A 24397-nucleotide genomic window follows, 5' to 3' on the forward strand; every position below is an offset into this window, starting at 1 on the left:
GACATTGACGGCATTCCCGGCACCGCTTGTCGACATTTTGAACGCCAAAATTGCACGGTTTCGTCTTGATTTTCATATACATACGTTGAATTTCCCACGCGTGGGAAACGCCGCTCCTCAGATAGGTTCACGCAGTGTCAAACAAGAACACAACCACGATCATAGACGGGAGGCCCGTCCAGTTCGAAATGTTCTTCACGCTGCCCGATTTCAGCGACATATCCCTTCGCGACTATCAGGAGACAATGCAGCGACCCTTCTTCAGCCTCTCCAAGAGGAAGCGGCTAAAGCCTATCGACTACGTCAGCCCCGACAAATCCGTTCGCGTCAACGTCTCGGCCAATCCTCAATACGGCATGGCAACGATCTGGGACGCGGACATCATGATCTACCTCGCCTCGCACCTTAATGAGCTGCGCGAGCGAGGGGAAAACGACCTCTCCCCTTCGATCCGCATCCAACCTGGCGACCTCCTCAAGCGTATCTGCTGGGGTGTGAGCGGCCGTGCCTATGAACGCCTGGTTGCGGCATTGGACCGCCTTCAAGCCACGACCATCAAGACGAACATCCGCGCGAACTCAAAGACCCGCGAAACGACATTCTCCTGGATCGACAGCTATACCCATCTTGTTGACGAGCGCACGCAACGCTCGCTCGGGATGGAAATCACGCTGTCCAAATGGTTCTTTGATGGCATTATGGACCAACGCAACATCCTCGCCATCTCTCCTCTCTACTTCGAGATCACCAGCGGTCTTGGCAAGTGGCTCTATCGCGCGAGCCGAAAACACGCCGGCGGCAACGGAGCAAACGGCTTCACGATCGGATTTGAAACACTCCATCAAAAGAGCGGCAGCGAAAGTTCGCTGCCCTCCTTCAAAAACAAGATTATCGAGCTCGCCAGAGCGAACAGCCTTCCAGACATTAGCCTTGAGGTCATCGATCCCGACACCGCAAGGCCAAAACTCAAGATGGTAATGCGCAAGTTCCTCAAGGAGGAGCCGCCATGTGATGATCAAGAGCCCCCTGCCCTGCGCTCCGCTTCCCGGGCCATTGAACCCGAGCGCACCGCCGTCTCGCGTCCTGCACAACAACGTACTTCAGATGCACCCGATAATGAATTTGTGAGTGTCGAAGCCGCTCGAAACGTGATTGCCAACGTAGCCGACCTGCTGAAGGCAAACGACCTCGAAACTCCTGCAGGAGCGGCCTCTAGCGAACCGTCGGGCCAAAGGAAACGCAGCGCCACCACCCGAGCAGAGCGAATACTCGATCCAGGCGTATACCACGCCATAAGAACCGAGTGCCCTGGCTGGGACCTCGACGTTATGATGAAAACCTTCGACGCGTTTCTCAACGCAAATCCCGAGGAATTGCCGCACAACTACTCGAAGCGCTTTCTAGGGTTCATGCGCAAGCATCACGAGCGCAACAAATATCAACTTCGACAAGGTTAAACGTCTCGCGCCTCTCGCCCTGCACACGAGACCGCTGCCCTCATCCTCTGCCCTCCCGGGCCCCTCCCCACGCAAATGCCTGGCCCACGATCGCGCCGACGTGTTTTCAGGAATCGGACAATTCATCGATCCGCCCGCGCCTACCTTTGCAACGCCGTCGAAGGTAGACAGTGTGTTAGGCCCCCTTCCCTGCCTAATTCAAAGGTACGGAGCCATCACTCGAACGTGGAATAGATCGCCAAAATGCGCGCGATTGAGGCGCTTATGCCTCCTCTCGCGCGTTCACACCGCGATTCATGTCAACAACCACGCCAACCCGACATGAACCGCCGAGAATCGAGAAGATCGACCTTCCCGAAAACACGATACGACGTTTGACACACGTTCCCGAAAACACGTTCCTCAAGCCTTCGCAGATGCCAGACACCCCATACATCCGCCGCAATTCCAACATCATAAGCCATCATGCTCGCGACATCCGGCTGAGTTATCCACACCGCGCCCTTGGCCAACGTACTTTCAGATGCGGATCGACGTGTTTTCAAATCAGCCGCAACGTACTTTCAGATCGAATCCGACGTGTTTTCAGAATCTGTCCACAACCAGCGACTCGCCGGTTTTCTGGACAAGTTCTGCGCTGGGAAATGCCGCTAACTCTTTAACTTCACCCTTAACACCACTAACGCGCATTCCGCCTGCGGCGGGATCTTCGATATGAGATCAGGAAAGGAGATTCTCCTACCTGCAGCACATCAACGCATTGTTAGGGCAGGGCAGGAGGCTCCTGCAAACAATCACCTCCCCAGCATTTCATCAACCTCCTCAGCCCTCAACCATTCGAGCCTTGGACAGTACCGCTTTCCTTGATATGAGAACATACTTGGAACGGCTTGCATTTCCCGGGATCGGAAACCGTGTGGATCGTACCTCGTGACACCAATGGCCTCAAAAGCCGGACTGCTATACCGGAGGCCTTACGCAGCGCCCTGGTGCGCTGGTACGTTGGAAGCGGTTCCGACGCCGATCATCGAGCGGCTGTTTCTCTCGTCGTCACCGCTCGAGAAAACGCTCAATGGATCGCCTGCGACTGTTTGAGCCACGAGCAGCCACCTCCGCTCATCAGCCCGGCATATCTGTCGGAAGCTGAAACCTATTACCTCCGCCGTCTCACCGGCAGACCGCATCACCATCGTCGCTGCCCTCTCTATCTCCCCCCTTCACCTGACAGGATTCGCGAACGCCCAAACGACAGCCTTTTTGAGATCGAATATCCCAAAGGACTCTTCTCAGCCCACAAAGAGGCGCCTGAAAAACTAGCCCAGAAGCCGCTTGAGGATGATCCTGACGATCGCAGTCGCGGAGTTGCCATACCACGTCTGGGTCGCTTGATGTGGATGCTTCTGGAGGCGGGACACACAAATGTCTTGCCCCCGCTTCCTCCGCACGGATCACCTAATCACGGGTTGAACCATGAATTCGCTCGTCTTCATGCCGCGGCCGAACGTTTTGAAATCGCGCCCCACGTCAAATTATCGGATCATCTCTATTTCAACGTGAAGCAATGGGAATCCCGTCGGGTACAAGCACGATTGCGCGAAGCGGAACGCGCCTGGCCCGAAGGACATGCACCACAGGCATTTCTCGTCCTTGAGGCTCATGCCATTTCAGGCACGACCATTCACACGGGGTTGGGCGACCTCGATATTCGAAATCGCATACAGCACACCGGCATCATTCGCGCCAAGGTCGAACCACCCTTCATCGCTTTGGTCGTAATCGGCGAACACAATCCGCGTGAGGGATACCTGCCGTTACGGGCCTACGCGCAGCCAGTGTTCAAGGGAAACAGGTTCATACCCGTCGACCGGCATAGTGATCGCGTTCTCCTTGAAACGCTCACCACGCTTCAATACAAGATGCGCCGCAAACGTGTCGAACTAGCCGTCAAAAAACCGCTATTCGACGTCGTCACGCATGCCGGGATGGTAAGACCAGACGCGATCGTGGCATTTCTCGATCACAGGACAGGGCTCGAGGCTGACTTTGCGATCCAGCTCCTCAGGGAGCGAAGCCCACAATACCTTGAAATGAAAGCCCTTGAACGCAAACGTTTCGAGGAGTTTCACCGGACTATGACATTGGATGTCCGTGATCTCGAAAATGGCGATGTCATGGCATCACTAGAACAGATGATAGATGATGCTTAAAATGAAGCCCCGTCACTCGTGAGAGAAACAGGGCTCCCCCATGTGGATGTTGGGTGATAGCCTTGGAGACACCTCTATAGCAACACCCCTGTAATTAAATATTATTAACCAATCTTATCCCCAAATACTCAAAATATATAAAATATGGCTCAATGCATAAATATAGTATTCACGAGAAATTTTCTAGAATTAGATGTACTACGCCGGTTTGGCAGCAGTACCACGCTGCAACAGCTTTTGAGGGAAGCGAGGAAAGGGAAGGGCGTAATTTGAGGAGAAGATCCCGTGACGCACAACCCGACATCGGAAACCCTGGATATTGTCAAACGTCTCGGCGGCCAATGGCACGGCCATTACGCCTTGTGCAGATGCCCCGCGCATAATGACCGGAAGCCCAGCCTCAGCATCAAGCAGGGCCGCCGGTCCATCCTCGTCCACTGCTTTGCCGGCTGTTCCGGGCAAGCAGTCATGTCATCGATCCGCCGCGTCCTCGGGCGATCGGTAGAGGACCAGAATCCAACGGTCGCTCCACACCGCTTACCCAATACCTCATTTAGGCAGATCTGGGAGCAAGCCGGGCCGATCAGTGGAACACTCGCCGAGCGTTACCTGAAGGAGATCCGGGGCATCACGTTCATCCCCAAAGACGTCCGTTTTCATCCGCGTTGCCCAAAGGGGAAGGGGAGGGACGTCCAATACCTCCCGGCACTCATCGTAGGCGTTTTCAGGTTAGGCCAACTTTGCGCAATCCAGCGTCAGTTTCTCGATCCCACTACTGCTGAGCGGACCGCACGAATGATGCTGGGCAATTCCCGAGGCGGTATCTGGCCAAGCTATCATCCCGGTACGAAACTCCATCTTGCGGAAGGTTTCGAGACGGCCTGCGCTTTCCAACAGATCAAAGCGCTGCCTGGCGCCACATGTTTTGGCGAGCGCAACTTTAGTATCGTCACGCCTCCAAGCCACATCAAGGGTATCACACTGCTCCCGGACAATCAGGCCCAAGCCATCTCCCTGGCCAACACGGCAATTGCGGAACGCAGCACCGAAGATGTCCCCATCGACATGCTTCCATGCCCCGATGGGTTCAACGATTGGGCCGACATCATCGCGCCGAAACGACCCTAACGATCATTGCCCGCGGTCACGTATCCTCGCAGCCGCGTACATCCGACAACACAAAATCGGCATCCGCACAGAACAATCGCTCGCCGGCCTACGGCAGGCGAACATCCCTGGTTCCTAGCCGACCCAAATCGTTCAACACGCATCGAAAGCAAAAGAGGAGAGGGGGGAGTGTGGGGTGATCTGCGAAGCCGCAGATGCCCCAAGGAGACCTCCATGTCCGATCTTCTCGATTACACCGTCGTCAACGACGCGCAGGCCGCACGCAAGATCGCAGCGCACTTTGCAGTAGGCGGGTCCGTTACGCGACGCCAACTCAACGCGACAATGTCCGAGACGTTCGGAGGCAGCGACGCAGACGGCTACTGGACCCAGCGTGACAGTTTCGAAATGCTCGAACACGCTCTTGCCCTTCACCTCGCCAGCGATGTGCATCGTATCGACAAACTGGCAGACATCGCCATCTCAAGCGCGCTGATGCAGCGCCTGCCGACCCAGACCGTGCGAAGCGAGGAGCAAATCGAGCTTCAGCAGTTCTCGACCCCCGCAGACATCGCGGCGCTGGCCATGCTGCTCGCCGCGATCGGCGACGACGACATCGTGCTCGAACCGAGCGCTGGCAACGGCCTCTTGATCGCCCAGGCCCCGCGCGGTCGCGCGCTCCAACTCAACGAAATCGACCCGCGCCGCCGTGATCGGCTCGCTCACATCTTTCCCTATGCAACGATCACCGCCAATGATGGCGCGTCGCTGGTCGCGCTTCACGCGGATCTTCCGCGCCCGAGCGTCGTCCTCATGAACCCGCCGTTCTCGCGCAGCATCGGCCGCGGCGCCGATGACCTGGCGGCGCTCCGCCATCTGCAGGCCGCGATCAAGCGGGTCAGCCCGGGCGGCCGCGTCGTGGCCATCATGCCCGACTGGTTCGGACCCTGCGCCCGCCTGCGCACGGCCTACGAGGCGATCCTCGCCGGTTGCACCGTGCGCGCATCGCTCCGACTCCAGCACTGCTACAGGAAACACGGCACCGACATTGCCGTTCGCCTCTATGTCATCGACAAGATCGCCGGCAACCTCATGCCTGCGGTCATCGAGCGCGCGGCCGTCCTCGACTTCCTCGATACCGTCGACATCCCGGCTCGCATCAAGCTCGAGCCCGTCGCGAACCTTCCGGTTCACCATGTGCCTGCGAAACCGACTTCGCTGTTCGGCGCCGCGCGCAAGACCAAGCTGGCCGCTCCGCGTCCCTACCACGCGCCCAAGGCCAATGCGGTCCTGCCGGTCGGCTATAGCAAGCTGAAAGAGCCCGCACCTCTGGCCGAACAGGTCGGCGTCTACTTGCCCTACCGGCCAAGCCGCATCGTCTTTGACGCCGCCGGCGAACACCCGACCGCGCTCGTTGAATCGGTCGCGATGGGTTCGATCCCGGCACCGATCCCCACGCACATCCCGCATCTGCCCGAGCGCACCGTCAGCGAACGCCTCCTGTCCTCCTCCCAGCTCGAGACCGTCGTGTATGCAGGCCACGCATGGAGCCAGACGCTGCCCGGCACCTTCAAGCCTGCCAAGGAGGGCGTTGGCCTCGACATCGATCCTGAAGGTCGCAAGTACCGCAAGGGCTTCTTCCTTGGCGACGGCACTGGCGCGGGCAAGGGCCGCCAGATCGCTGCCTGCATCCTCGACAACAAGCTGCAGGGCCGCCGACGCCACATCTTCATCACCAAGAACGAGCCGCTGCTCGAGGACATCCGCCGCGACGTCACCGCGCTTGGCGGCCTCTCGGCCGACGTGCAGCCGCTCTCGAACTGGAAGATCGGCCAGCCCATCACGATGGACGAAGGCACTCTGTTCGTCACTTATCCGGGGCTGCGATCTGGCCGCTCGGACGCAACCCGCCTTCAGCAGATCCTCGATTGGGCAGGGCCCGACTTCGATGGCGTGATCGCTTTCGATGAGGCTCACGAGATGGGCGGTGTCGCAGGCGGCGAGGGCGCCCTTGGCAAGACCGAAGGCTCCCAGCAGGGCATCTGCGGCGTCCTTCTGCAGAACCACCTTCCTGATGCGCGTGTCCTCTACGCTTCCGCCACTGGCGCCTCTGACGTCAATAACCTCGCCTACGCCGTGCGCCTCGGCCTCTGGGGGCCGGAAACCTCCTTCCCCGACCGGGAATCGTTCATCTCCAATATCCGGCAGGGCGGCATCGCGGCGATGGAACTGGTGGCCCGCGACCTCAAGGCGCTCGGCCTTTACACGGCGCGCGCGCTCAGTTTCGCGGGCGTCGAATACGAAGTGCTGCGCCACGAACTGACACCTGCCCAGATCGAGATCTACGACACCTATTGCCGCGCCTGGCAGGTCATCAACACCAATCTTGCCGCCGCACTCGAAGCGACGAACGTCGTCGACGCCCTTGAAGGGAAGACGCTCAATTCGGGCGCGAAGGCCGCCGCTCGCTCGCGCCTGGAAGGCACGCGCCAGCGCTTCTTCGGTCAGGTTCTGCTTTCGATGAAGCTCCCCACCGTGATCGCGGCGATCGAGGAGCACCTAAAGCAGGATCATTCCGTAGTCGTGCAGCTGGTGACGACGGCGGAGGCCATCCTCGACAGGCGCCTTTCGGAGATGACGGCCGAGGAACGCGCCGAGCCGCAGATCGAGCTGTCTCCCACCGACCAGATCGTCGATTACCTCAAGCGTGCCTTTCCGACTCATCAGATGGAGGTCTTCACGGACGATACCGGCGCCCAGCATTCCAGGCCCATGCGCGATAAGGACGGCAACCCGGTCCACAATCCCGAAGCCATCGCCGCGCGCGACAACCTGATCGAGCATCTTTGCGCGCTCCCGCCGATCAAGTCGGGTCTCGATGCCCTGATCGAACATTTCGGGCCGGATCGGATTGCTGAAGTCACCGGGCGTTCCAAGCGCCTGATCACCGGACCGGACGGCCGCCAGAAGGTCGAGACGCGCACGCCGCGCACCAGCCAGGCCGAGGCCAGCGCCTTCATGAATGACCAGAAGAAGGTTCTCGTCTTCTCCGATGCAGGCGGCACGGGCCGATCCTACCATGCCAGCCTCGACGCGGTGAACCAGGACCGGCGCGCCCATTTCCTGCTCGAGCCGGGCTGGCGCGCTGACCGGGCCATTCAGGGTCTCGGTCGCACGCACCGCACCCATCAGGCATCGACGCCGCTGTTCCGGCCTGTCACCACCGACTGCAAGGGCGAGCTGCGCTTTACCTCGACGATCGCCCGCCGCCTCGACAGCCTTGGCGCCCTCACGCGCGGCCAGCGCCAGACCGGAGGGCAGGGCCTCTTCGATCCCGCCGACAATCTTGAAAGCGATTACGCGCGCGACGCCCTCGTCTCGTGGTTCCACCTTCTCTATCTCGGCAAGCTCAAGAGCACGAACATGACCGAGTTCATTGACCTGAGCGGGCTCGAGATCACCGAGGGCGACGGCGTCCTGAAGGAAGACTTGCCGCCGATCCAGCGCTGGCTCAATCGCCTGCTGGCCCTGCCGATCGGGCTGCAGAACAAGATCTTCGAGGAATATCTCACCCTCGTTGAAACCCGCGTTGCCGCGGCACGCGAGGCCGGCACCCTCGATGTGGGTGTCGAGACGATCACGGCCGACAGCGCCCGCGTCATCAGCGACACGATCCTGCGGACCGATCCCGGCACCGGCGCCACCACGCACCTTCTCACGATCGAGATCGCACGGCGCAAAAACCCGATTTCGCTCGAGCGCATCCTCGATATGGTCCGCTGGCGCGAGAACCCGGCATTCGTCATGAACGCCAAGTCGGGCCGTGTTGCACTACGTAGCAAGGCAAACGCCTGGATGGACGACGAAGGCGAGCCGATCCTTCGCATCGAGCTGCAGCGACCCTGCAGCCGCAAATCCATGCGCGAGGCGGATCTGTTCGAGACGGCCTGGGAGGAAATCGACGAAGACACCTTCCGGGCGAAATGGCAGGCCGAAGTCAACGAGGCGGCCGGGCAGCTGGACACCGAGACGGTGCGCCTCGCAACCGGCCTCCTGCTGCCGATCTGGTCGGCGCTGCCGTCCGATCACCTCGCGGTCAATCGGATCGTCGATAAGAATGGCAATAGCTGGCTTGGCCGTATCGTCTTCGAGCACAGCATCGTCGAACTCTTCACCAAGCTCGGCCTTGCGAGCAGCGAAGACATGCCCGTCGAAGCGATCACCAATGCCGTCCTCGCCGGGCGCAGCGTCCAAGTTACCCGCCCGTTCCCGATGGCCTTCAAGCGCTCGCATGTGAACGGCAACCCGCGTGTCGAGATCGTAGACGCTCCGGCATCGCAGCTTTCATGGCTCAAGTCGCTCGGCGCATTCACCGAGATCATCCAGTATCGCACCCGCATCTTCATCCCTGTCGCGCAGGCCGAGGCCATCATCGCCGAGATCCTCAAGCCTTCCTGACACCGGCCCTATCCTTCCTGATCGACCAAGAGTGCCGTGGCTGCCAGGTCGGTCAGGAGAGGGGAGGGGGAAGAGAAGGGGTGTCCGTGAATTGGCCGGACGATGAGAAAAAGGTGTTTTCCCCATGATCCAGACCGTCAAGCTCGCGAAGCTGGTGCTGTCCGACATCAACGTGCGTACCCGCGGCGAAGACCTGATCGAACAGTTCGCCGCCGACATTTTCGCGCGCGGCATCCTGCAGAACCTGGTCGTGACTTCCGTGAAGAAGCCGCGCGGCTCCTACGGCGTCATCGCCGGCAGCCGCCGCTTTCGTGCTCTCAAGTTGCTGGCTGAGCGCGGCGACATCAACGAGGCCGAATACGACGTGCCCGTGCTGATCCTGAGCGGCGGCAATGACGAGCTTTCCGAAGCCTCGCTCGCTGAAAACTTCCATCACCTCAATATGTCGCCCGCCGACGAATGCCGCGCCTTCCAGCACTGTCTTGGTCAGGGCGGCGACATCGACGCGGTCGCCAGGCGTTTCGGCATCACCCGCCGCTTTGTCGAAGGCCGCCTGCGCCTCGCAAACCTTGCCGAGCCGATCTTCGACGCCCTGGCGTCCGGCGAGCTGACCCTCGACATGGCCAAGGCATACGCCTCCACCGAAAGCCATGAGCGCCAGCTGATGGTGTGGAAGAGCTACGGCGCCAACAGCTACCATGCCAGCGCCGACACCATCCGCCGCGTCATCGCCAACGAATCCATGAAGTCCACCGATCCGATTGCGCGCCTTGTCGGTGAAGAAGCCTACGTTGCTGCTGGCGGCATCGTCGATCGAGACCTGTTCAGCGACAACGGCGATCGCTGGACCAACCCCGAGATCGCCCACACGCTGGCAGCCGCGGCGATGGAAGCCGAAGCCAGGCGGATCGGTGAAGAACGTGGCCTCGCCTGGATTCGCCCTGTCGCCTCGAACTCAACCTGGGAAGTCGCGCGCGACCTGTTCCGCGTCAACCTGCCGAGCCTGCCGCTTAGCGATGCCCAAGCCACCCGCATCAGCGAGATCGAAGCACGCCTCAGCATCGTAAGCCTCGAGATGGAAAACGAGGAACTCGAGGAAGAAGCCTGGCAGGCCCTCGATGCTGAACACGATGCTCTCAGCGACGAACTGCGCGATGCCGGTCGCCGCGAGAAGATCCTTCCTCCCGAACTCGCCCCGCGTGTCGGCCTGTTCCTGACGCTCTCGCAGGACGGCAGCATGAAACTCGACGACACCTATTACAGCGAAACGCCGCTCAGCGTCACCATGGTCGAACCCGATGAAGACGGCGAGGACGCGAGCGACACGGGCGAAGACAGCATCGAGGGCGAAGCTGCCCCGCGCGCCCCGACTTTCCGCATCGAGGAACGCGAGACCGGGACCATCACCGGCACAACCAAGGAAGTGTCGCCCGACGAGGCCGCACCGGGCGGGAAGGCGCTCAGCCAGGTTCTCCTCGACCAGCTTGCGGTTCAGCGCCGCGACGTTCTAGGCGCATCCATGATCGCCAACCCTGCGCTCGCGCTCGACTACATGCTGTTCGCCATGGTCGACAAGTCCACGGGCACGGACGAGACCTGCGGCACTACCATCCGCGCCCCGCACCCGGAAGATCCGGTCCGCTTCGACGCCTATCCCAAATCGGTCGCCCATGACTACCTCGCCGAAGTGCGCGAAGGTCTCGACGCTTCCTGGCAGGAGCATCGAACCATGATCGCCCGTTTCGATGCCTTCCGGGCACTTGATGATGAGGTCAAGGCGGCCTGGCTAGCATGGACGGTCGCCACGTCGTTCAAGTCGAAGGAAAGCTACAGCCATCGCCAGAATGCCCTGCAGAACCACCTGGCCGGCCTGCTCGAGGTCGATGTCGCCAAGTGGTGGCGGCCAACCTCCGAGAACTTCTTCGACCGCGTACCGAAGGGCTCGCTACTCTCGCTCCTCGACGAAGTGGGCGGGCCCGCTCTCTCGAGCCGCCATGCGAGCCAGAAGAAGGGCGAAATCTCGACTTCCTGCGAGAAGCTGTTCGCCGGCGACGCGGTGATCGAGGCCGACGTGAAGGAAAGGGCACTGGCCTGGGTTCCCGCTGCGATGCGCTTCGCCGCCGCCGAGGCGTCGACCGATCAGGACGATGGCGATGCGCCCACTGATACCAACGGAGCCGAGGACGATCTGGCCAGCCTGATCGACGCAGCCCTTGCTGGACCCGACGACGGCGATGACGGCGAGGGTGTCTCCATTGATGACGACGACTCGACCGATGGCGACGAGGATCAGCAGGTCGATGACGGCGAGGGTGTCTCCATTGATGACGACGACTCGACCGATGGCGACGAGGATCAGCAGGTCGATGACGGTTCGCCTGCTGTCTTTGGCGACGATGATGCGGTCAGCGAGTGGGCCGAAGCGGCGGAATAACGCGCGTCCTTCCAACCTCATTGATGAACCGCCGGTGGGCTGTGCGGCTCACCGGCGACCTTTCTCGCCACACCGGACAAGGGACATACCCCGTGAAGACTCCCCGCAATTCGCGTGACATCGCGCGCGAAGTCACCAATGCCATCGTCTCCCGGCTCGAGGCCGGCACCACGCCCTGGACCCGCTCCTGGTCGCTGACCGGGGAGGGCGGCCGTCCACTGCGCCACGAAGGCACCCCGTACAACGGCATCAACTGCCTCTGGCTCTGGACGATTGCCGACGCGCGTGGATACCGCAGCCGCTACTGGATGACCGCCCGACAAGCCGAAGAACTCGGCGCGCAAGTGCGCCGCAAGGCCGATCCGTCCATGTCGATCTATGCCTCCAGCTTCCGCAAGGCCGGGCAACCCGGATTGATGGGCGAGGCCACCGGCCAGCTGATCCGCTTCCTGCGCCACTACATCGTCTACAACGCAGACGAGATCGAGGGCCTGCCCGACTACTACTACGCTCGCGACGTACCCCCGACACCGAGCCTGCTTTCGCAGCGCCAGGACGCGATCGACACCTTCTTCGCGGCAATTCCTGCGCGGGTACGCCATGGCGGCGACGAAGCCTACTACAGCCCGCTGGGCGACTACATCCAGCTACCCCATCCCGGCAGCTTCAAGTCGGGTGACGCTTACGCCTCTACCAGAGGACATGAAAGCGCCCATTGGAGCGGGAGCAAGGACCGTCTCAACCGGACGTTCGGCAAGCGTTTCGGTGACGATGCCTACTGCGTCGAGGAACTTTGTGCTGAACTGACAACAAGTTACATTTGCGCTGAACTCGGCCTGCCGACCGAATTGCACGATAGCCATGCCAGCTACCTCGCGCATTGGGTCAGGGTACTTCGCGCCGACCACAGCGCCATCTTCACCGCCTCGGCCAAAGCCGAACAAGCCTTCAACTATCTGCGCGCTTTCAGCCTTGCCGAGGCGAATACGCCTGCCGGCGATGCCCTGAAGGCAGCGGCATGACCTCACACATCAGGAGACATCACCATGGGCTGGCTTTTCATGAACAGGCACCACATGGGCGGGCACGCTACCCCCAAGTCCTATCTCGACGCCCAGTTCACCTTCATCAATGCGCCGGACGACACCGGAGTCGCGCGCGGCGCCCGCGTTCTTGCATCGTCCTGCCCCGGCAACCGGGTCTGGTACGCAGCGGTGCAATACTCCGAAAACGGCGTGCCGACCGAGGTCATCGCCATGGTCTGCCTCGTAAAGTGGAACCCGAGGGACAAGGAGGCCATGCACTTCGGGTACAAGGACATGAGCGAAAGCATGGGCCCTTGCGAGGCTGAGGCCCCGGAGAACATCCTTCGCCTGCTCACGCCAACCACTAACGAATATTCTCTCGACTGGCGCCGGCGCTGCCTCGCCCGCCTGCAGAAGCGTTCCCGAAAGATCGTCGATGGCATGCGCGTCAAATTCCCGCAGGCGATCACCTTCACAGATGGCTTCGCCGGTGACGAGTTCACTGTCATCAAACGCGGCGCGACCATAACCTTCCGCCCCGTTGGCAGGCACGGCCACTATCGCATCCGCAATTTCCGTGACCTCGACTGGTCGATCGTCCCGGAAACGAAGGTCCATCGAACGATCTTCGCGCCCCGTCCTTCTTCAACGATGCCACCGCCATGAGAAGGGCATCCAGCCTCTCGCCGCTGCGGGCACGGCTCTGCAGCCGCGAGAATGCCATCCGTGTCGCGCAGCGCATGATGCAGTCCGGAATCGCCGTCATGGTCGCCCCCGGCGATGACATGCAGCCCTGGCGCGTGATCGAGCGCGCCGATCTATCGGCCAGCGAAGTCGCCGTGCGCATTGCCCTCAAGAGACAGGAGGACTTGAGATGTCCCGCCTGAAACCCGCATCACCGCGATCCAAGCATCAGATCGACGACGCCCTGAAATTCATGCGCCGAGCGCGCGGCCTCCTGCGCGCAGCAGGCGCCCCCAAGGCGGCGAGCCGCCTCCACAGCGCCATCAACAGCGCCGAGGGCGCCCGGCGACACTGCGAACGCCGCCCCGTTGTCGAGACCATGTCGGCCTCGCTCGCCGACGCTGAATGAGGGGAGCGGGGGAGGGGAGAGCGAACGATCGAGGAGAACATACATGCCCGCATTCGCTTCCTCCCCCGCACCCGAAATGACCCGTTGGGGTAAACCCGCCACGGCCACCCAGCGCCTGCCCGGCATCTGGCGCGTCGTGACCCCATCGCATGGCGGCTTTGTCATCTCCGAAGCGCGCCAGGCCGCCATGCCGGCGGCCTTGCGTCTGGACGAACCCGAATACGAGCATGACGTTGACTGGTCACTCGTGATCCTGGCGTTCCAGACCGATTTTGCCGCTGCCGGAGATCCGCTCTTCGACATCGAACTCTCGCTTGCCACCAGTACCGTCAAGAGTTGGCGACCCGAACGCTGGGAAGCCTATGCCAGCGAGGCGCTCGAACCACGCCAAAGCCACGTCAGGCGTGAGCGCGAAGCCTTCGAGGCACGCATCGGCAAGCTTGTCGTGACCACCGCCTATGGCGATTGGGCCGATTGGGTGCCGGAGGGCAAAGTCGGTATCCTTGGCTATACCCTCGTCAGCGTCGATCATCTGGCCCGCCCCACATACGCCGATCCCATGGTCAAGGCCCTGGTCGATGCAGCTCGTTACGAGGCGCGCGGCAGCGTCATCAGCTTCGATGAACTCGACGCCGAGATCCTGCCATGACAATCGAGGTCATCATCGGCCTGCCGCACCTCAATGAAGGGCCGATCCTGCAGCGCGCGCGCATGATGCAGCAACCCATGCTGATTTCCGCAAACTGCCTGTCGCGATGGCGCACCGCTTCAGGTGGCTGGCGCGAATGGCAAGGCTGGCGCACCGGCCAGCTTGCCAATGCCCATGGGCTCAAAAGCCTCGATCTGGACAGCGCCGGATATGTCCTGATGGCCAGATATGGCGGCTATCCTTGGTCGATCGCCGACTACATGGCGCTAGCCGCGTCCTATCCATTCCGTCGTTTCGCGGCGGCCGACTATTGCTGCGAGGCCGAAATCGCAAACGATCGCGCCGAAGTCCTCGACCGGATCTCGCGAACTGTCGCCACTAACCGCGAATGCCGCTCACGCGCGGCCGACCTCGGGATCATCGATCGGTTCATGCCCGTGCTGCAGGGACGATACCCGCAGGACTACGAACGGTGCGCGGAAGCCCTCGCCTGGTCGATGCTTCCCGGCGCCGTCGTAGGCGTCGGATCGATGTGCCGCCGCGACATCGATGGCCCAGACGGCCTGCTCGCGGTTGTAGCGCACCTCGACAAGATCCTGCCCAATCCCGGACCACGGCTCCACCTTTTCGGTGTCAAAGGTTCTGCCATCCCATACCTGCAACCCTATGCCCACCGCGTCGCTTCGCTTGACTCGCAGGCCTGGGGCACCGCGGCACGCCGTGACGCGCATCGCCGGCGCGTGTCCAAGTCCGACGAGCTCGCAGCAGACCATATGGAGCGCTGGACAGGGGCGCAGCTTGATCGGCTCAGCGAGCCCCATCGTCCTCTTGCGATCGCGCCCAGTCCTGTCCCGAAAACGATGCCTGCCGATCCATGGGAGGCGGCCGTGGAGCAGGCCCGGGACGAGATGCGAGCCCTCATCGAATCTGGCGACCTCGCTCACGATGAAGTGACCGGCGGTTGGATCGAGGCATGGGCAGCCGACATCTACCGCGAACGGCCCAACGCCGCCTGAAGGCCATTAGCCCCGGAGAAGAGGGGGGAAGGGAAGGGCGGGCGCGATGATTGCGCCCGGTCCGTCCCGGAGCCCCACGATGACATACGACGTCCCGTTTCGCCACCAACAGGCGCTCGATCCCAGCAGTCTCACCACGATCGCTGCGACGTTCCACGCGCTCGGCAAGGGCATCGAAGATTGCCGCAACGCCGGCGTCGATCCTGAACACGATCCAGCCATCGTTCTACTCGTCCGCCACTTCGCCCGCATCATGGCATTCCGCGCCGATGATGACAGCCTGCGCGCGCTTTGCCGCCACCGTATGGGTGAACTCGAGCGCTTCCCGGCGCTACTTTCGCTCGCACTACACGGCGTCAACAACGACCGGGCGGCCAAAGAACGCTTTCACGCCGACGGCCGGACTGCCATGCGCGGACTTGCCAGAGAGCTCGGGCTTCCTGAAGGCTGCTATCGCGTGACCTCGTTTCACGGCGACCCAGCGATTTCGGGCGCCGTCGTGCTCAGCACGTGCGACCTCGAGGTGTCTCTGAGCGTCGGTCCGCTCCACGAGGGCAACGAAGTTCAATACTTCGCCAAGCGCGGACCAGCGGCGCGCGATCGCCTGCGCTTCGCCTCCATGCGTGAATTCGTGAAGACGGCGCGTTTCGCCGCCCGAATCCGACGCGAGCTGCAACTTGGCGCCACCGGGCAATCACATGCGCTGGCGGCCGCTGCCCGGGGGCCTGCCATTCCTGAAACAGTCGCCGCGTAAGACATTTTACCCTATCAGGGATGTCACCCATGCCCTCGTCCAAGACCATCGATGTCGTTGTCCGCATCCGCTGCCCCAAATGGCTCACTCAAGCACAGGCCCGGCGCGAAGTCCGCACCCTGATCAACGACCAGACACACCACGGCCACGTCGAGCCATGCGCAGCGCGACCTTGGGACAGCGAAGTCATCGGTGCCGAAAACTTCCGCGCTGTCGCCGTAAAACCCGCCCCGCAATCCCGATAGTGCGAACGGTCGGCATCGAGCAATTTGCCCGGCGGCGCACCTGCGGCAACGGCAACCCGAATGCCTGATGTTGACCAATTGACAGGAGATCCATGATCATGAGCCGATATGACTTTCCCGGCAAAGGCGTTGCCAACAGCGTTACGATCGGATGGGATCGCCCGCTGGCGACGTTCTTCGTCCAGGTGATGCAGCCCCATCCACGAATCGATGGCGAAGAGGCCATTTTCATTTGGCGCGGCACCGCGCCCGGCGAACTCCCCACCGCCGCGGCAGCGATCGCCCTCGCAGCGGACTATGCCGACCTTCCAGACAATCTTGGCGCTATGCTCGAAACCGACCGCCTCAAGTCGCTCGGCACATTCGACGGTCCGGCCCAAATGGCCGCCAAGCCCTTCATCCAGGCAACGCCTCCGCCGATCCGCTCCGAAGCGGAAGCACGCGAGGCCGGATATACGCGCGCAGTCGTGGCGGACTGTTCCCAGCACACTCTTGAGCTGCTGATCGAACCAGGCACCGATCTCGATTCCACCTTCCTTGCCTTCGACCGCAGCGAGAACGAAATGCTCCACGTCCATGGCTGGAACTTCACGATCGAGCCGGAATGACCCCTGTCGGGACACAGTTGGATTAGACCCGGCAGTGTAGTATATCCCAACGCAATGGAGGATATTCCGATGTCTCTTTACGTCAAGGACGAGGAGGTCAACCGCATGGCGCAGCGCCTCGCCGCGATCCAGCGTGTAAGCAAGACCGAAGCGGTGCGCCGAGCGCTCGAACACGAACTGGAACGCGAAGAACAAACGCCGACCCTCGTCGACAAGGGCCTGGCATTCGCGCGCGCACTGCGTGCCAGTGCGGGGCCAAATGCGGGCAGGGCTGCCGACAAGGCTTTCATCGACGACCTTTACGGAGAACTTTAATGTTCGTCGATGCATCGGCGATCACCGCCATCCTCGCGGGGGAAAGCGATGCCGCTGACCTGCTCAGGCGTCTCCAGGATGCACGCATACGCATAACTTCGCCTCTCGCAATATGGGAGTCGGCCCTTGCGGTTCGGCGCATCCTCGATCTGGAGGTCGCCGTGGCGCACAAGGCCGTCGAGGAGTTCCTCCAGCTTGCCCGCATCGAGGTCACCGCTGTTCCAGCGCGAGCCCACAAGCAGGCGATCGATGCTTACGATCGCTACGGCAAGTCGCGTCATCCGGCTGCGCTTAATTTCGGGGATTGCTTCGCTTATGCCTGCGCGCGCATCGCCGGAGTGCCGCTCCTGTTCAAAGGCGATGACTTTCCCCAGACCGACATCGAAGCGGCCTGAGAATACGCCAATACTACCATACAAGATCCGGATGCGCTTGAGGTGAGGGGGCAAGGGCTTGTCGATCCATGAAGGATCGACGGAGGTTCCCTTGTCCTACACCATCGATATCGGAGCAGCACCGGCCAACGCCGAGTGCGCCCAGCTTGGCCAAACCCCTGACTTCGAACGGGTCAACCGCTTCGAAATCGACGCCTACCGGATCGCTATCATCGCTATCCATGGCCTTCCCCCCGAAGGCTGCCGGTTCACCAGCAAGCCCAACCAGCATGATTTCGGCACCTATCGCACGCTCGTCCTGCAGATCGATAATGAGAACGACACCGCTGTTTCCGCCTATGCTGAAGCGGTAGAGGACGGACTCGACAACTGGCACGATGCCGGAATGGCGCCACCGATCGACTATGATGGAGTAGTCGCCCGCATTCCGCGTCCCCAGCTTGACGAAGTCGTCATCGGCGCGCTGCTGACCACAAGGCCGGCCGCGGACGGCCGCTTCGCGATTCCCCACTTCGAGACGCTCCACAACAACCTCGCAGCCGCATTCCCCGAATGCGCCGAGAGCGCTCAAGCGCGACTTAGCCGTCTGGTTGATAATCCGGGGGAAGCTCACTCATGACCAAGGCAAAGCCCCAAATCGAACTGCGCTGGCGCGAGGAGAACTACGGTTCCGTGCATGCCGTGGCCGCGTTTCGCAACTACGCCGGCACCTACAACTGGAGCCAGCGAACCCACCAACGCTTTCGTGGCTGCCTGAAACGCTCCGGATTTGCCTTCCACCAAGCTCGCAGCAGCTACATCTGCCACACCGGTGATTCCGACGAGCGCAAGGCGGCACTCTGCCGCGAACTCAAATCTGCGGGCATCAACATCATCCTCGGTGATGTGACGGACCCGGAGCCGGAAGTTCGTCCGGCATAACTCAACCCCCATTTCAGGAAGGCTGCGAACCATGCATCATGGGGCGATTACCCGCGTGCGCGAAATCCGCCATGCTCACCTGTTCTGTGGCATCGGTGGCGGCGCGAGGGGCTTCAACAAAGCCTCGCCCCGCGTCGGCAACACTCTGGCCCGCTTCGTTTGTGTCGGAGGTATCGATGTAGACGCCGGCGCCATCCGCAATTTTTCGCGGATCACCGGCTGCCAGGGCACCGTCATGGACCTGTTCGATCGCGAACAATACATGATGTGGCACGGCCGCGAACCGGCGAACGACTGGCAGGAGGCGATCCCCGCCGACATCCGTAAGGCTTTTGGCCCGGTAGTCGACGTCGCTTTCCTTTCGGCGCCGTGCAAGGGCTTCTCGGGCCTGCTCTCCGCCGCCCAGTCCAAAACGGACAAGTACCAGGCGCTCAATCGCCTCACCCTGCGCGGCGTCTGGCTAATGCTGGAAGCCTATAAGGACAACCCGATCCCGGTTATCCTCTTCGAGAACGTCCCCAGGATCCTGACGCGCGGCAAATGGCTACTCGACCAGATCACCGCGCTGTTCCGCGCCTACGGCTATTCCGTAAACCTCGACACGCATGATTGCGGCGTCATCGGCAACCTGGCCCAAAGCCGCAAACGCGCACTGCTAATAGCACGACACATCGAAAAAGTACCGCCGTTCATTTACCAGCCCCGCGAACACCGCTTGCGCGGCGTCGGTGAAGTCATCGGCAAACTGCCTCTTCCCGGCGATCCCATAGCCGGCGCCATGCACCGGGTGCCCGCCCTGCAGTGGAAGACATGGCTGCGCCTTGCTCTTGTGCCTGCCGGCAAGGACTGGCGGGCTCTCAACGAGCTATCCGTGGTCGATGGAAACCTGCGGGATTTCGGCGTGGTGCCCGAAATGCCGCTGCGGGAAAATGCGCTGGGCGTGAATGCCTGGGCCGATACCGCGCCGGTCATCACCACCCACCGCGCTCCGGGGCAGGGCCGCTTCTCTGTTGCCGATCCCCGTGTCGATACGCGTTGGAATGCCGACGTCCTGGGCGTGCGCGAATGGCAAAAACACACCGGGACAGTCGCTGGCCGGAGCTCTTCGACCAACGGCGCTTACAGCGTTGCAGATCCCCGGCCGCCCGCGAGCGCCAATCAGACCTACCACCAATACGGCGTCAACGAATGGGACAAGAATGCGGGAACCGTATCCGGCCAATCCCTTCCCGGCGGAGGGGCCCACTCGATCGCGGATCCGCGCATCGCCGGGAAACCGCGCTTCAACAACGTATTTCGCATCGTTCCCTTCGATCAGGCTTCACCGGCCGTCGCCGGGCCCGGCGGCCCTGCCGGCGGCGTCGCTGTCGCGGACCCGCGTCCAGAGGGAAAGGGATATACCACCACCAAATACAAGGTGACGCCCTACGATCGCAGCACCCGCGCCGTGATCGGTGCCAGCACCACCGGTGATGGTGCCTTTGCCGTCGCGGATCCCCGGCCCGCCTGCCTTAATCGCCCTGATCGCGAAGGCTACTCTACGCAAGGGCATTACGGTGTGACGGCATGGCACCAAACCTCGCGCGCGATCCCTGCCTATGCGAAGAACAACAACGGTTCCTGGTCCGTCGCTGACCCGCGCGAGGCAGTATTCGACAGCGATCCGATCACGCTGCCCAAGCCCGACGATCGCCTGACCTGCCGGATCATCGCCACCGACGGCACCTGGCACCGCCCGTTCACCACGCTGGATCTCGGCGCCTTGCAGTCCCTGTTCGATCCCGAAGAAATCTTCTTCCAGGAAACAACCGAGCAAGGCGATATCTGGCGCTGCCATACTCCGTTCGACCTGATCGAGGGTAGCGACGTCACCAAGCGTGAATGGATCGGCAATATGGTCCCCGGCGCTGCCGCTACCGGAATGGCCGAAACGATCGGCGAAAGCCTCATCCTTGCCGACATGGGCGAAAGCTTCTTCCTCTCGAGCCGCGAGATCTGGGCCAAACCCGGTGCGCTCGCGCTGTCAGTCAACAACGACCAGGCTGCCTTCGCTCTGGACGCATCGGCATGACTGCCCGTCCAACCCGCGCCGAGGTGCGTAATCCCGTCCTGTCGCTACCCGCTGCCGAGCGACTTCGCACACTCGACCCCGACAGCCGGTCCGCCCTTCGCGCAGTTCTCATCGACCTGCAGATGGATGCCCGCCAGCGTGCCGAGACATCCTGGCGCCGGCACAAAGCCCCGATGGCCGCCTACTGGAAAGCGGTGTCCGTCTATGCGGGCCATCTGGCACGCGCGCTATCCGGCCCGGCGCATCGGCGGCCCTCCCGAGGCCAGTGTCCTGCCGACCCAAGAGTGGCACTCACCCGGGGAGGATCGGGACCCATTAGAGAGAAGAGGGAAGGGGAGGGTGATCTGCCCGCCAGCAGATAACCCAGGGAGAACCCACATGGCCAATCATTACCTTACCAGTTCGTTCGTCCTCGAAATGTCCACCGAGGACGCTGAGATGGTCCGCCTGGCGCAGCGCGCGAGCGAAGCGCTCAGCGACTTGGCTGACGAGGTCAGCTACGCCGATCTCGGACCCCGCTTTGCCGCCTTGTTTCCACCCAAGGATGGCGACGATTTCGGAAGCTTCCTCGACCTCTTCGACGATCGCAACTTCCCCAGCTTCGACTGTGACATCTCCATCGATACCTCCAACGCCGAAGGGTGCTGTGCAGTAAGCTTCAACGGCAGTAACTTCGGCGTCGAACAGGTCGCCAAGCTCATCTTCACGGCCTGCAAGTCTGCCCTGCCTTGCGCCTTCTCGTGGGCGTTTACTTGCGACCGGCTGCGTCCCGACGAATTCGGCGGGGGCTGCGCTGTCATCACCGAGGCCGGAATCAACATTGATAGCACGCCCGCTATGGTCGGCCGCGCGCTTGCCGCCGCGGCCATTCTTCCCTTCGATCCGGCATGCGTCGCAATCGAGCACAAGCGATTCAGCGTCACGCAAGGCGAAGTCCTCGTATCCTACAACGGCCAGCGGATCGAACAATACGGCGACCGGATCACGTTGATTGGCAAGGACTGGGAAGGATACCCGGATGCCTTCTGGATCGCGGTGGCGTATCGCGAAGCGATCGCACGAAGTCTCGCCAAGCGACTTCCCGTCCCCGAGGAAGCCGCAATCATGGCGCATCTACCCCAGAAGCGCTGACCGATGCGCCCGGCCATCCTGCAACCTGCCGGCACCCTGCCGGCAGGCCTGCCGCCCCTCACGCTTCCATCGGAAATCCTCACGGCGATCCGAAGCGGAGCATGGGTCGTTTTCAACGTGTCGGGCGGCAAGGATTCCTCCGCCGCGATGTTCACCGTCAACATCGTGCTCGACCAGCTCGGTCACCCGCGCGAGCGGCGCGCCGTCATCCACGCCGATCTCGGCCGGGCCGAATGGGAGAGCACACCCGGTTTGGTCGAACAGCTCGCAGCGCTGGCCGGACTTCCTCTGACGGTGGTCCGCCGCGGTGCCGGCGATCTGTTCGATCGCTGGGCGCAGCGTTTCGCAAACGGCAAGCGCCGTTACGAGGCCCTTGAGACCTACAATCTCATTGGGCCATGGTCCTCCGCCTCGCTCCGCTTCTGTACGTCGGAGGCCAAGGCCCACGTTATCGGCCCGCATCTTGCCCGCGTGCTGCGCGGAGCGACGATCATCAACGTGCTCGGCATCCGTCGCGACGAAAGCACTGCCCGGGCACATGCGCCGGACTGGAAACGCGACACGCGCTATGCGGCCAATGGCAACGCCCATGGTACGCGCATGATGCTCTGGCATCCCATCGCCAATTGGGCAGCGGACGAGGTCTTTTCCGCGCACGATTGTCTCGGCATCCCGCTACACGAGGCCTACACCTGCTACGCCAGCTCGCGGCTCTCGTGCCGCTTCTGTGTCCTGCAATCGAGCGCCGACGCCCGCGCATCCGCGAGCGCCCCGGCCAACCGCGATGCGTTCGTCCACTTGTGCGGGATCGAAGCGGAATCGACCTTCTCGTTTCAGCCCTCCCGCTGGCTTGCCGACACGGCGCCCGGCCTGCTGCCGGCAGACCTGCGGACGCGCATTGCGGAAGCCAAGATCGATGCCCAGCATCGCCGAGAGGCCGAAGCCGCGATGCCCGGAGGCCTGCGCTACGTCAAAGGCTGGCCGCCGCGCCTTCCGACCATGGCCGAGGCGGACCTGATCGCCAAGGCCCGCGCGCCGATCCTCGCGCGCCACCAGCTGGCCAATCACTTCCCGACGGCCCGCGCGGTGCGCGCCCGCTTTGCCGACCTGCTTGCTCTGCGGCGGGCCGCCTGACCTTACCACGAAAGGAAACGCCCATGGCCGATATCAGGGATCTTCCCGTCATGACCAAAGCCGATGCCGTCTCGATCGGTTTTGCAGGCTTCAACGACGTGCCGCACAAGCCGATTGACATACCGGACGGCGAATTCACGATTACCGCCAAAACCAGCGACGGACGCCGCGTCACCTTTTGCTTCCTGCCCGGAAAGGACTATGGCCCGGCAGAATTCGTCGACATCCAGTATCACGGTGCCGGCACGGCGATCCCCAATACCGATGGCGAACATTCGCCGATATTCAACGCCTTCGGCATCGGACGCGGCGGCCGCCATATCCTCGATGCGCGTTCGTTGCCGCTCGAGGATCGCCCTTCGATCCTCGTTCTGATGCTCGATCAGCCCAGCGACCACGATGGCCCCAATCGTCCGAACGCCCACGAGCGCCCCGTTGGCGCGATGTCCCACCAGACGTCATCGGTCCTCGCTGAGTGTCCGACCGTCGCCGGTTCCGCTACTCCCGGCGCCAAGCCCCTATGGGCTGCGCATTTCCCCGATTTCCCGCCTGCGGCCATGCCGCCGATACCCGACAACTGGATCGACGAGAGCTGGCGCAACGACGCCGCGCCCAGCTTCAAGGCCTGTACCGGGCCGATGGGCGAGCCAGTGGAAATGTGGATCGATTATCTCGACCCGGCGATGCGCGAGATCGTCGGCGCGCCGCGCTTCGCGCTTTACCGCCGCGACACCGAAGATGACCTCGTGCCTATCTATTCCGGCGATGACCAGGCCGAAGCTATGGAACACGCCAACCGTGAAACTCTCGCCTGCGCCTTCGCCAAGGCCGTGGCCCAGGCGCTGACCTGTAGAGAGTGGCAAGCCATGCGCCTCGCCAACCGGACGATCATGCCCGGCGCCTGTGCCTCTCACGACTACATCGATGCGAACATGATCATGCATGACGTCTGGCTGTCCTGCCGCGGCGCCGCGCTGATCGCCCAAGGCAAGATCACGGACATCGGCGATGACCTTGATCACGTCAACGCGGCCTGGTCGATCGCCAAGGCTCACTACCTCACCGCCACATCCGAGGGTGAACGCTTCGACGCATGGCGGTGCGGCGGGCGCGACATCCCCAACCTCTTGGCCACCGGTGCCGACATGGAACCCGGTAGCCAGGCGGTGCGCACACACCGGATCTATGAACCGGGAAGCATCGACCTCGACGAAAAGGAACAGCTCCTCGTCACCATCGGCAGCGATACGCGAACCTTCGAGAACCTGATCGAGGCTGAAGGGCATCTCTGGCGCGCTTATGCGGCTTTCGAATTCGAACACCACGGCGCGGCAAGCTAAATTTTCCCCTCTCGCACGGCCTTGGAGTGGAGAGGGA

At 62.1% G+C, this 24397-nt stretch carries 22 protein-coding genes; all 22 read left to right on the forward strand.

Translation table 11 applies throughout. The features are described 5' to 3' along the window. Positions 1 to 188: 188 nt before the first annotated feature. The 22 genes from IEX64_RS16205 (at position 189) to IEX64_RS16310 (ending at position 24360) form a co-directional block, all read left to right on the forward strand. Complete coding sequence (locus tag IEX64_RS16205) at positions 189 to 1457, forward strand: replication initiator protein A (RefSeq protein WP_098108401.1); 1269 nt, start codon at positions 189 to 191, stop codon at positions 1455 to 1457. Positions 1458 to 2371: 914 nt separating this feature from the next. Then, a complete protein-coding gene (locus IEX64_RS16210) occupies positions 2372 to 3664 on the forward strand; it encodes a DUF8535 domain-containing protein (protein ID WP_098108370.1) in 1293 nt (430 codons plus the stop codon). Positions 3665 to 3949: 285 nt separating this feature from the next. Then, entirely contained in the window at positions 3950 to 4792 is an 843-nt protein-coding gene (locus IEX64_RS16215; RefSeq protein ID WP_098108371.1) for a DUF7146 domain-containing protein, read from the forward strand. Between the two features lie 213 nt (positions 4793 to 5005). After that, entirely contained in the window at positions 5006 to 9229 is a 4224-nt protein-coding gene (locus tag IEX64_RS16220) for a strawberry notch family protein (protein ID WP_098108372.1), read from the forward strand. A gap of 124 nt (positions 9230 to 9353) precedes the next feature. Then, positions 9354 to 11663, forward strand: coding sequence for a ParB/RepB/Spo0J family partition protein (locus tag IEX64_RS16225; protein ID WP_188821201.1), 2310 nt, complete (start codon positions 9354 to 9356; stop codon positions 11661 to 11663). Between the two features lie 92 nt (positions 11664 to 11755). Then, positions 11756 to 12685, forward strand: a complete 930-nt coding sequence (locus IEX64_RS16230) for an ArdC family protein (protein ID WP_098108374.1) — start codon at positions 11756 to 11758, stop codon at positions 12683 to 12685. 24 nt (positions 12686 to 12709) lie between these two features. Then, positions 12710 to 13354: a DUF6927 domain-containing protein gene (locus tag IEX64_RS16235; RefSeq protein WP_098108375.1), complete on the forward strand. Its 645-nt coding sequence runs from the start codon at positions 12710 to 12712 to the stop codon at positions 13352 to 13354. After that, on the forward strand, positions 13351 to 13575 hold the full coding sequence (locus IEX64_RS16240; protein ID WP_098108376.1) for a hypothetical protein: 225 nt from the start codon (positions 13351 to 13353) through the stop codon (positions 13573 to 13575). The genes IEX64_RS16235 and IEX64_RS16240 overlap by 4 nt, the downstream gene beginning before the upstream one ends. After that, positions 13563 to 13781, forward strand: coding sequence for a hypothetical protein (locus IEX64_RS16245; protein ID WP_098108377.1), 219 nt, complete (start codon positions 13563 to 13565; stop codon positions 13779 to 13781). The genes IEX64_RS16240 and IEX64_RS16245 overlap by 13 nt, the downstream gene beginning before the upstream one ends. Before the next feature lie 43 nt (positions 13782 to 13824). Further along, positions 13825 to 14430 carry a DUF7007 domain-containing protein gene (locus IEX64_RS16250; protein WP_229710488.1) on the forward strand — a complete coding sequence of 202 codons (606 nt, stop codon included), beginning with the start codon at positions 13825 to 13827 and terminating at the stop codon, positions 14428 to 14430. Beyond that, on the forward strand, positions 14427 to 15446 hold the full coding sequence (locus IEX64_RS16255) for a deazapurine DNA modification protein DpdA family protein (RefSeq protein ID WP_098108379.1): 1020 nt from the start codon (positions 14427 to 14429) through the stop codon (positions 15444 to 15446). The genes IEX64_RS16250 and IEX64_RS16255 overlap by 4 nt, the downstream gene beginning before the upstream one ends. Positions 15447 to 15525: 79 nt before the next feature. Then, positions 15526 to 16200, forward strand: coding sequence for a hypothetical protein (locus IEX64_RS16260; RefSeq protein WP_188821204.1), 675 nt, complete (start codon positions 15526 to 15528; stop codon positions 16198 to 16200). Positions 16201 to 16229: 29 nt separating this feature from the next. Further along, the gene (locus tag IEX64_RS16265; RefSeq protein WP_168176418.1) at positions 16230 to 16445 is read left to right on the forward strand and encodes a hypothetical protein; all 216 of its coding nucleotides are present in this window, start codon (positions 16230 to 16232) and stop codon (positions 16443 to 16445) included. A 98-nt stretch (positions 16446 to 16543) separates the two neighbouring features. Continuing rightward, on the forward strand, positions 16544 to 17053 hold the full coding sequence (locus tag IEX64_RS16270; RefSeq protein ID WP_188821206.1) for a hypothetical protein: 510 nt from the start codon (positions 16544 to 16546) through the stop codon (positions 17051 to 17053). A gap of 69 nt (positions 17054 to 17122) precedes the next feature. Then, entirely contained in the window at positions 17123 to 17368 is a 246-nt protein-coding gene (locus IEX64_RS16275) for a type II toxin-antitoxin system VapB family antitoxin (RefSeq protein WP_098108402.1), read from the forward strand. Further along, positions 17368 to 17763, forward strand: coding sequence for a type II toxin-antitoxin system VapC family toxin (locus tag IEX64_RS16280; RefSeq protein ID WP_098108381.1), 396 nt, complete (start codon positions 17368 to 17370; stop codon positions 17761 to 17763). The genes IEX64_RS16275 and IEX64_RS16280 overlap by 1 nt, the downstream gene beginning before the upstream one ends. A 91-nt stretch (positions 17764 to 17854) precedes the next feature. Next, positions 17855 to 18382, forward strand: a complete 528-nt coding sequence (locus IEX64_RS16285; protein ID WP_188821208.1) for a hypothetical protein — start codon at positions 17855 to 17857, stop codon at positions 18380 to 18382. Beyond that, positions 18379 to 18684, forward strand: coding sequence for a hypothetical protein (locus IEX64_RS16290; protein WP_098108382.1), 306 nt, complete (start codon positions 18379 to 18381; stop codon positions 18682 to 18684). Before IEX64_RS16285 ends, IEX64_RS16290 begins: the two co-directional genes overlap by 4 nt. Before the next feature lie 31 nt (positions 18685 to 18715). Then, a complete protein-coding gene (locus tag IEX64_RS16295; protein WP_098108383.1) occupies positions 18716 to 20755 on the forward strand; it encodes a DNA cytosine methyltransferase in 2040 nt (679 codons plus the stop codon). Between the two features lie 378 nt (positions 20756 to 21133). Then, positions 21134 to 21886 (forward strand): hypothetical protein, encoded by a 753-nt coding sequence (locus tag IEX64_RS16300; protein WP_098108384.1) that lies wholly within the window; start codon positions 21134 to 21136, stop codon positions 21884 to 21886. 3 nt (positions 21887 to 21889) lie between these two features. Beyond that, on the forward strand, positions 21890 to 23020 hold the full coding sequence (locus IEX64_RS16305) for a phosphoadenosine phosphosulfate reductase domain-containing protein (RefSeq protein ID WP_188821210.1): 1131 nt from the start codon (positions 21890 to 21892) through the stop codon (positions 23018 to 23020). 23 nt (positions 23021 to 23043) lie between these two features. After that, entirely contained in the window at positions 23044 to 24360 is a 1317-nt protein-coding gene (locus tag IEX64_RS16310; protein WP_188821212.1) for a hypothetical protein, read from the forward strand. Positions 24361 to 24397: the final 37 nt, after the last annotated feature.

The sequence above is a fragment of the Novosphingobium indicum genome, assembly GCF_014645195.1.
Taxonomy (GTDB): Bacteria; Pseudomonadota; Alphaproteobacteria; order Sphingomonadales; family Sphingomonadaceae; genus Novosphingobium; species Novosphingobium indicum.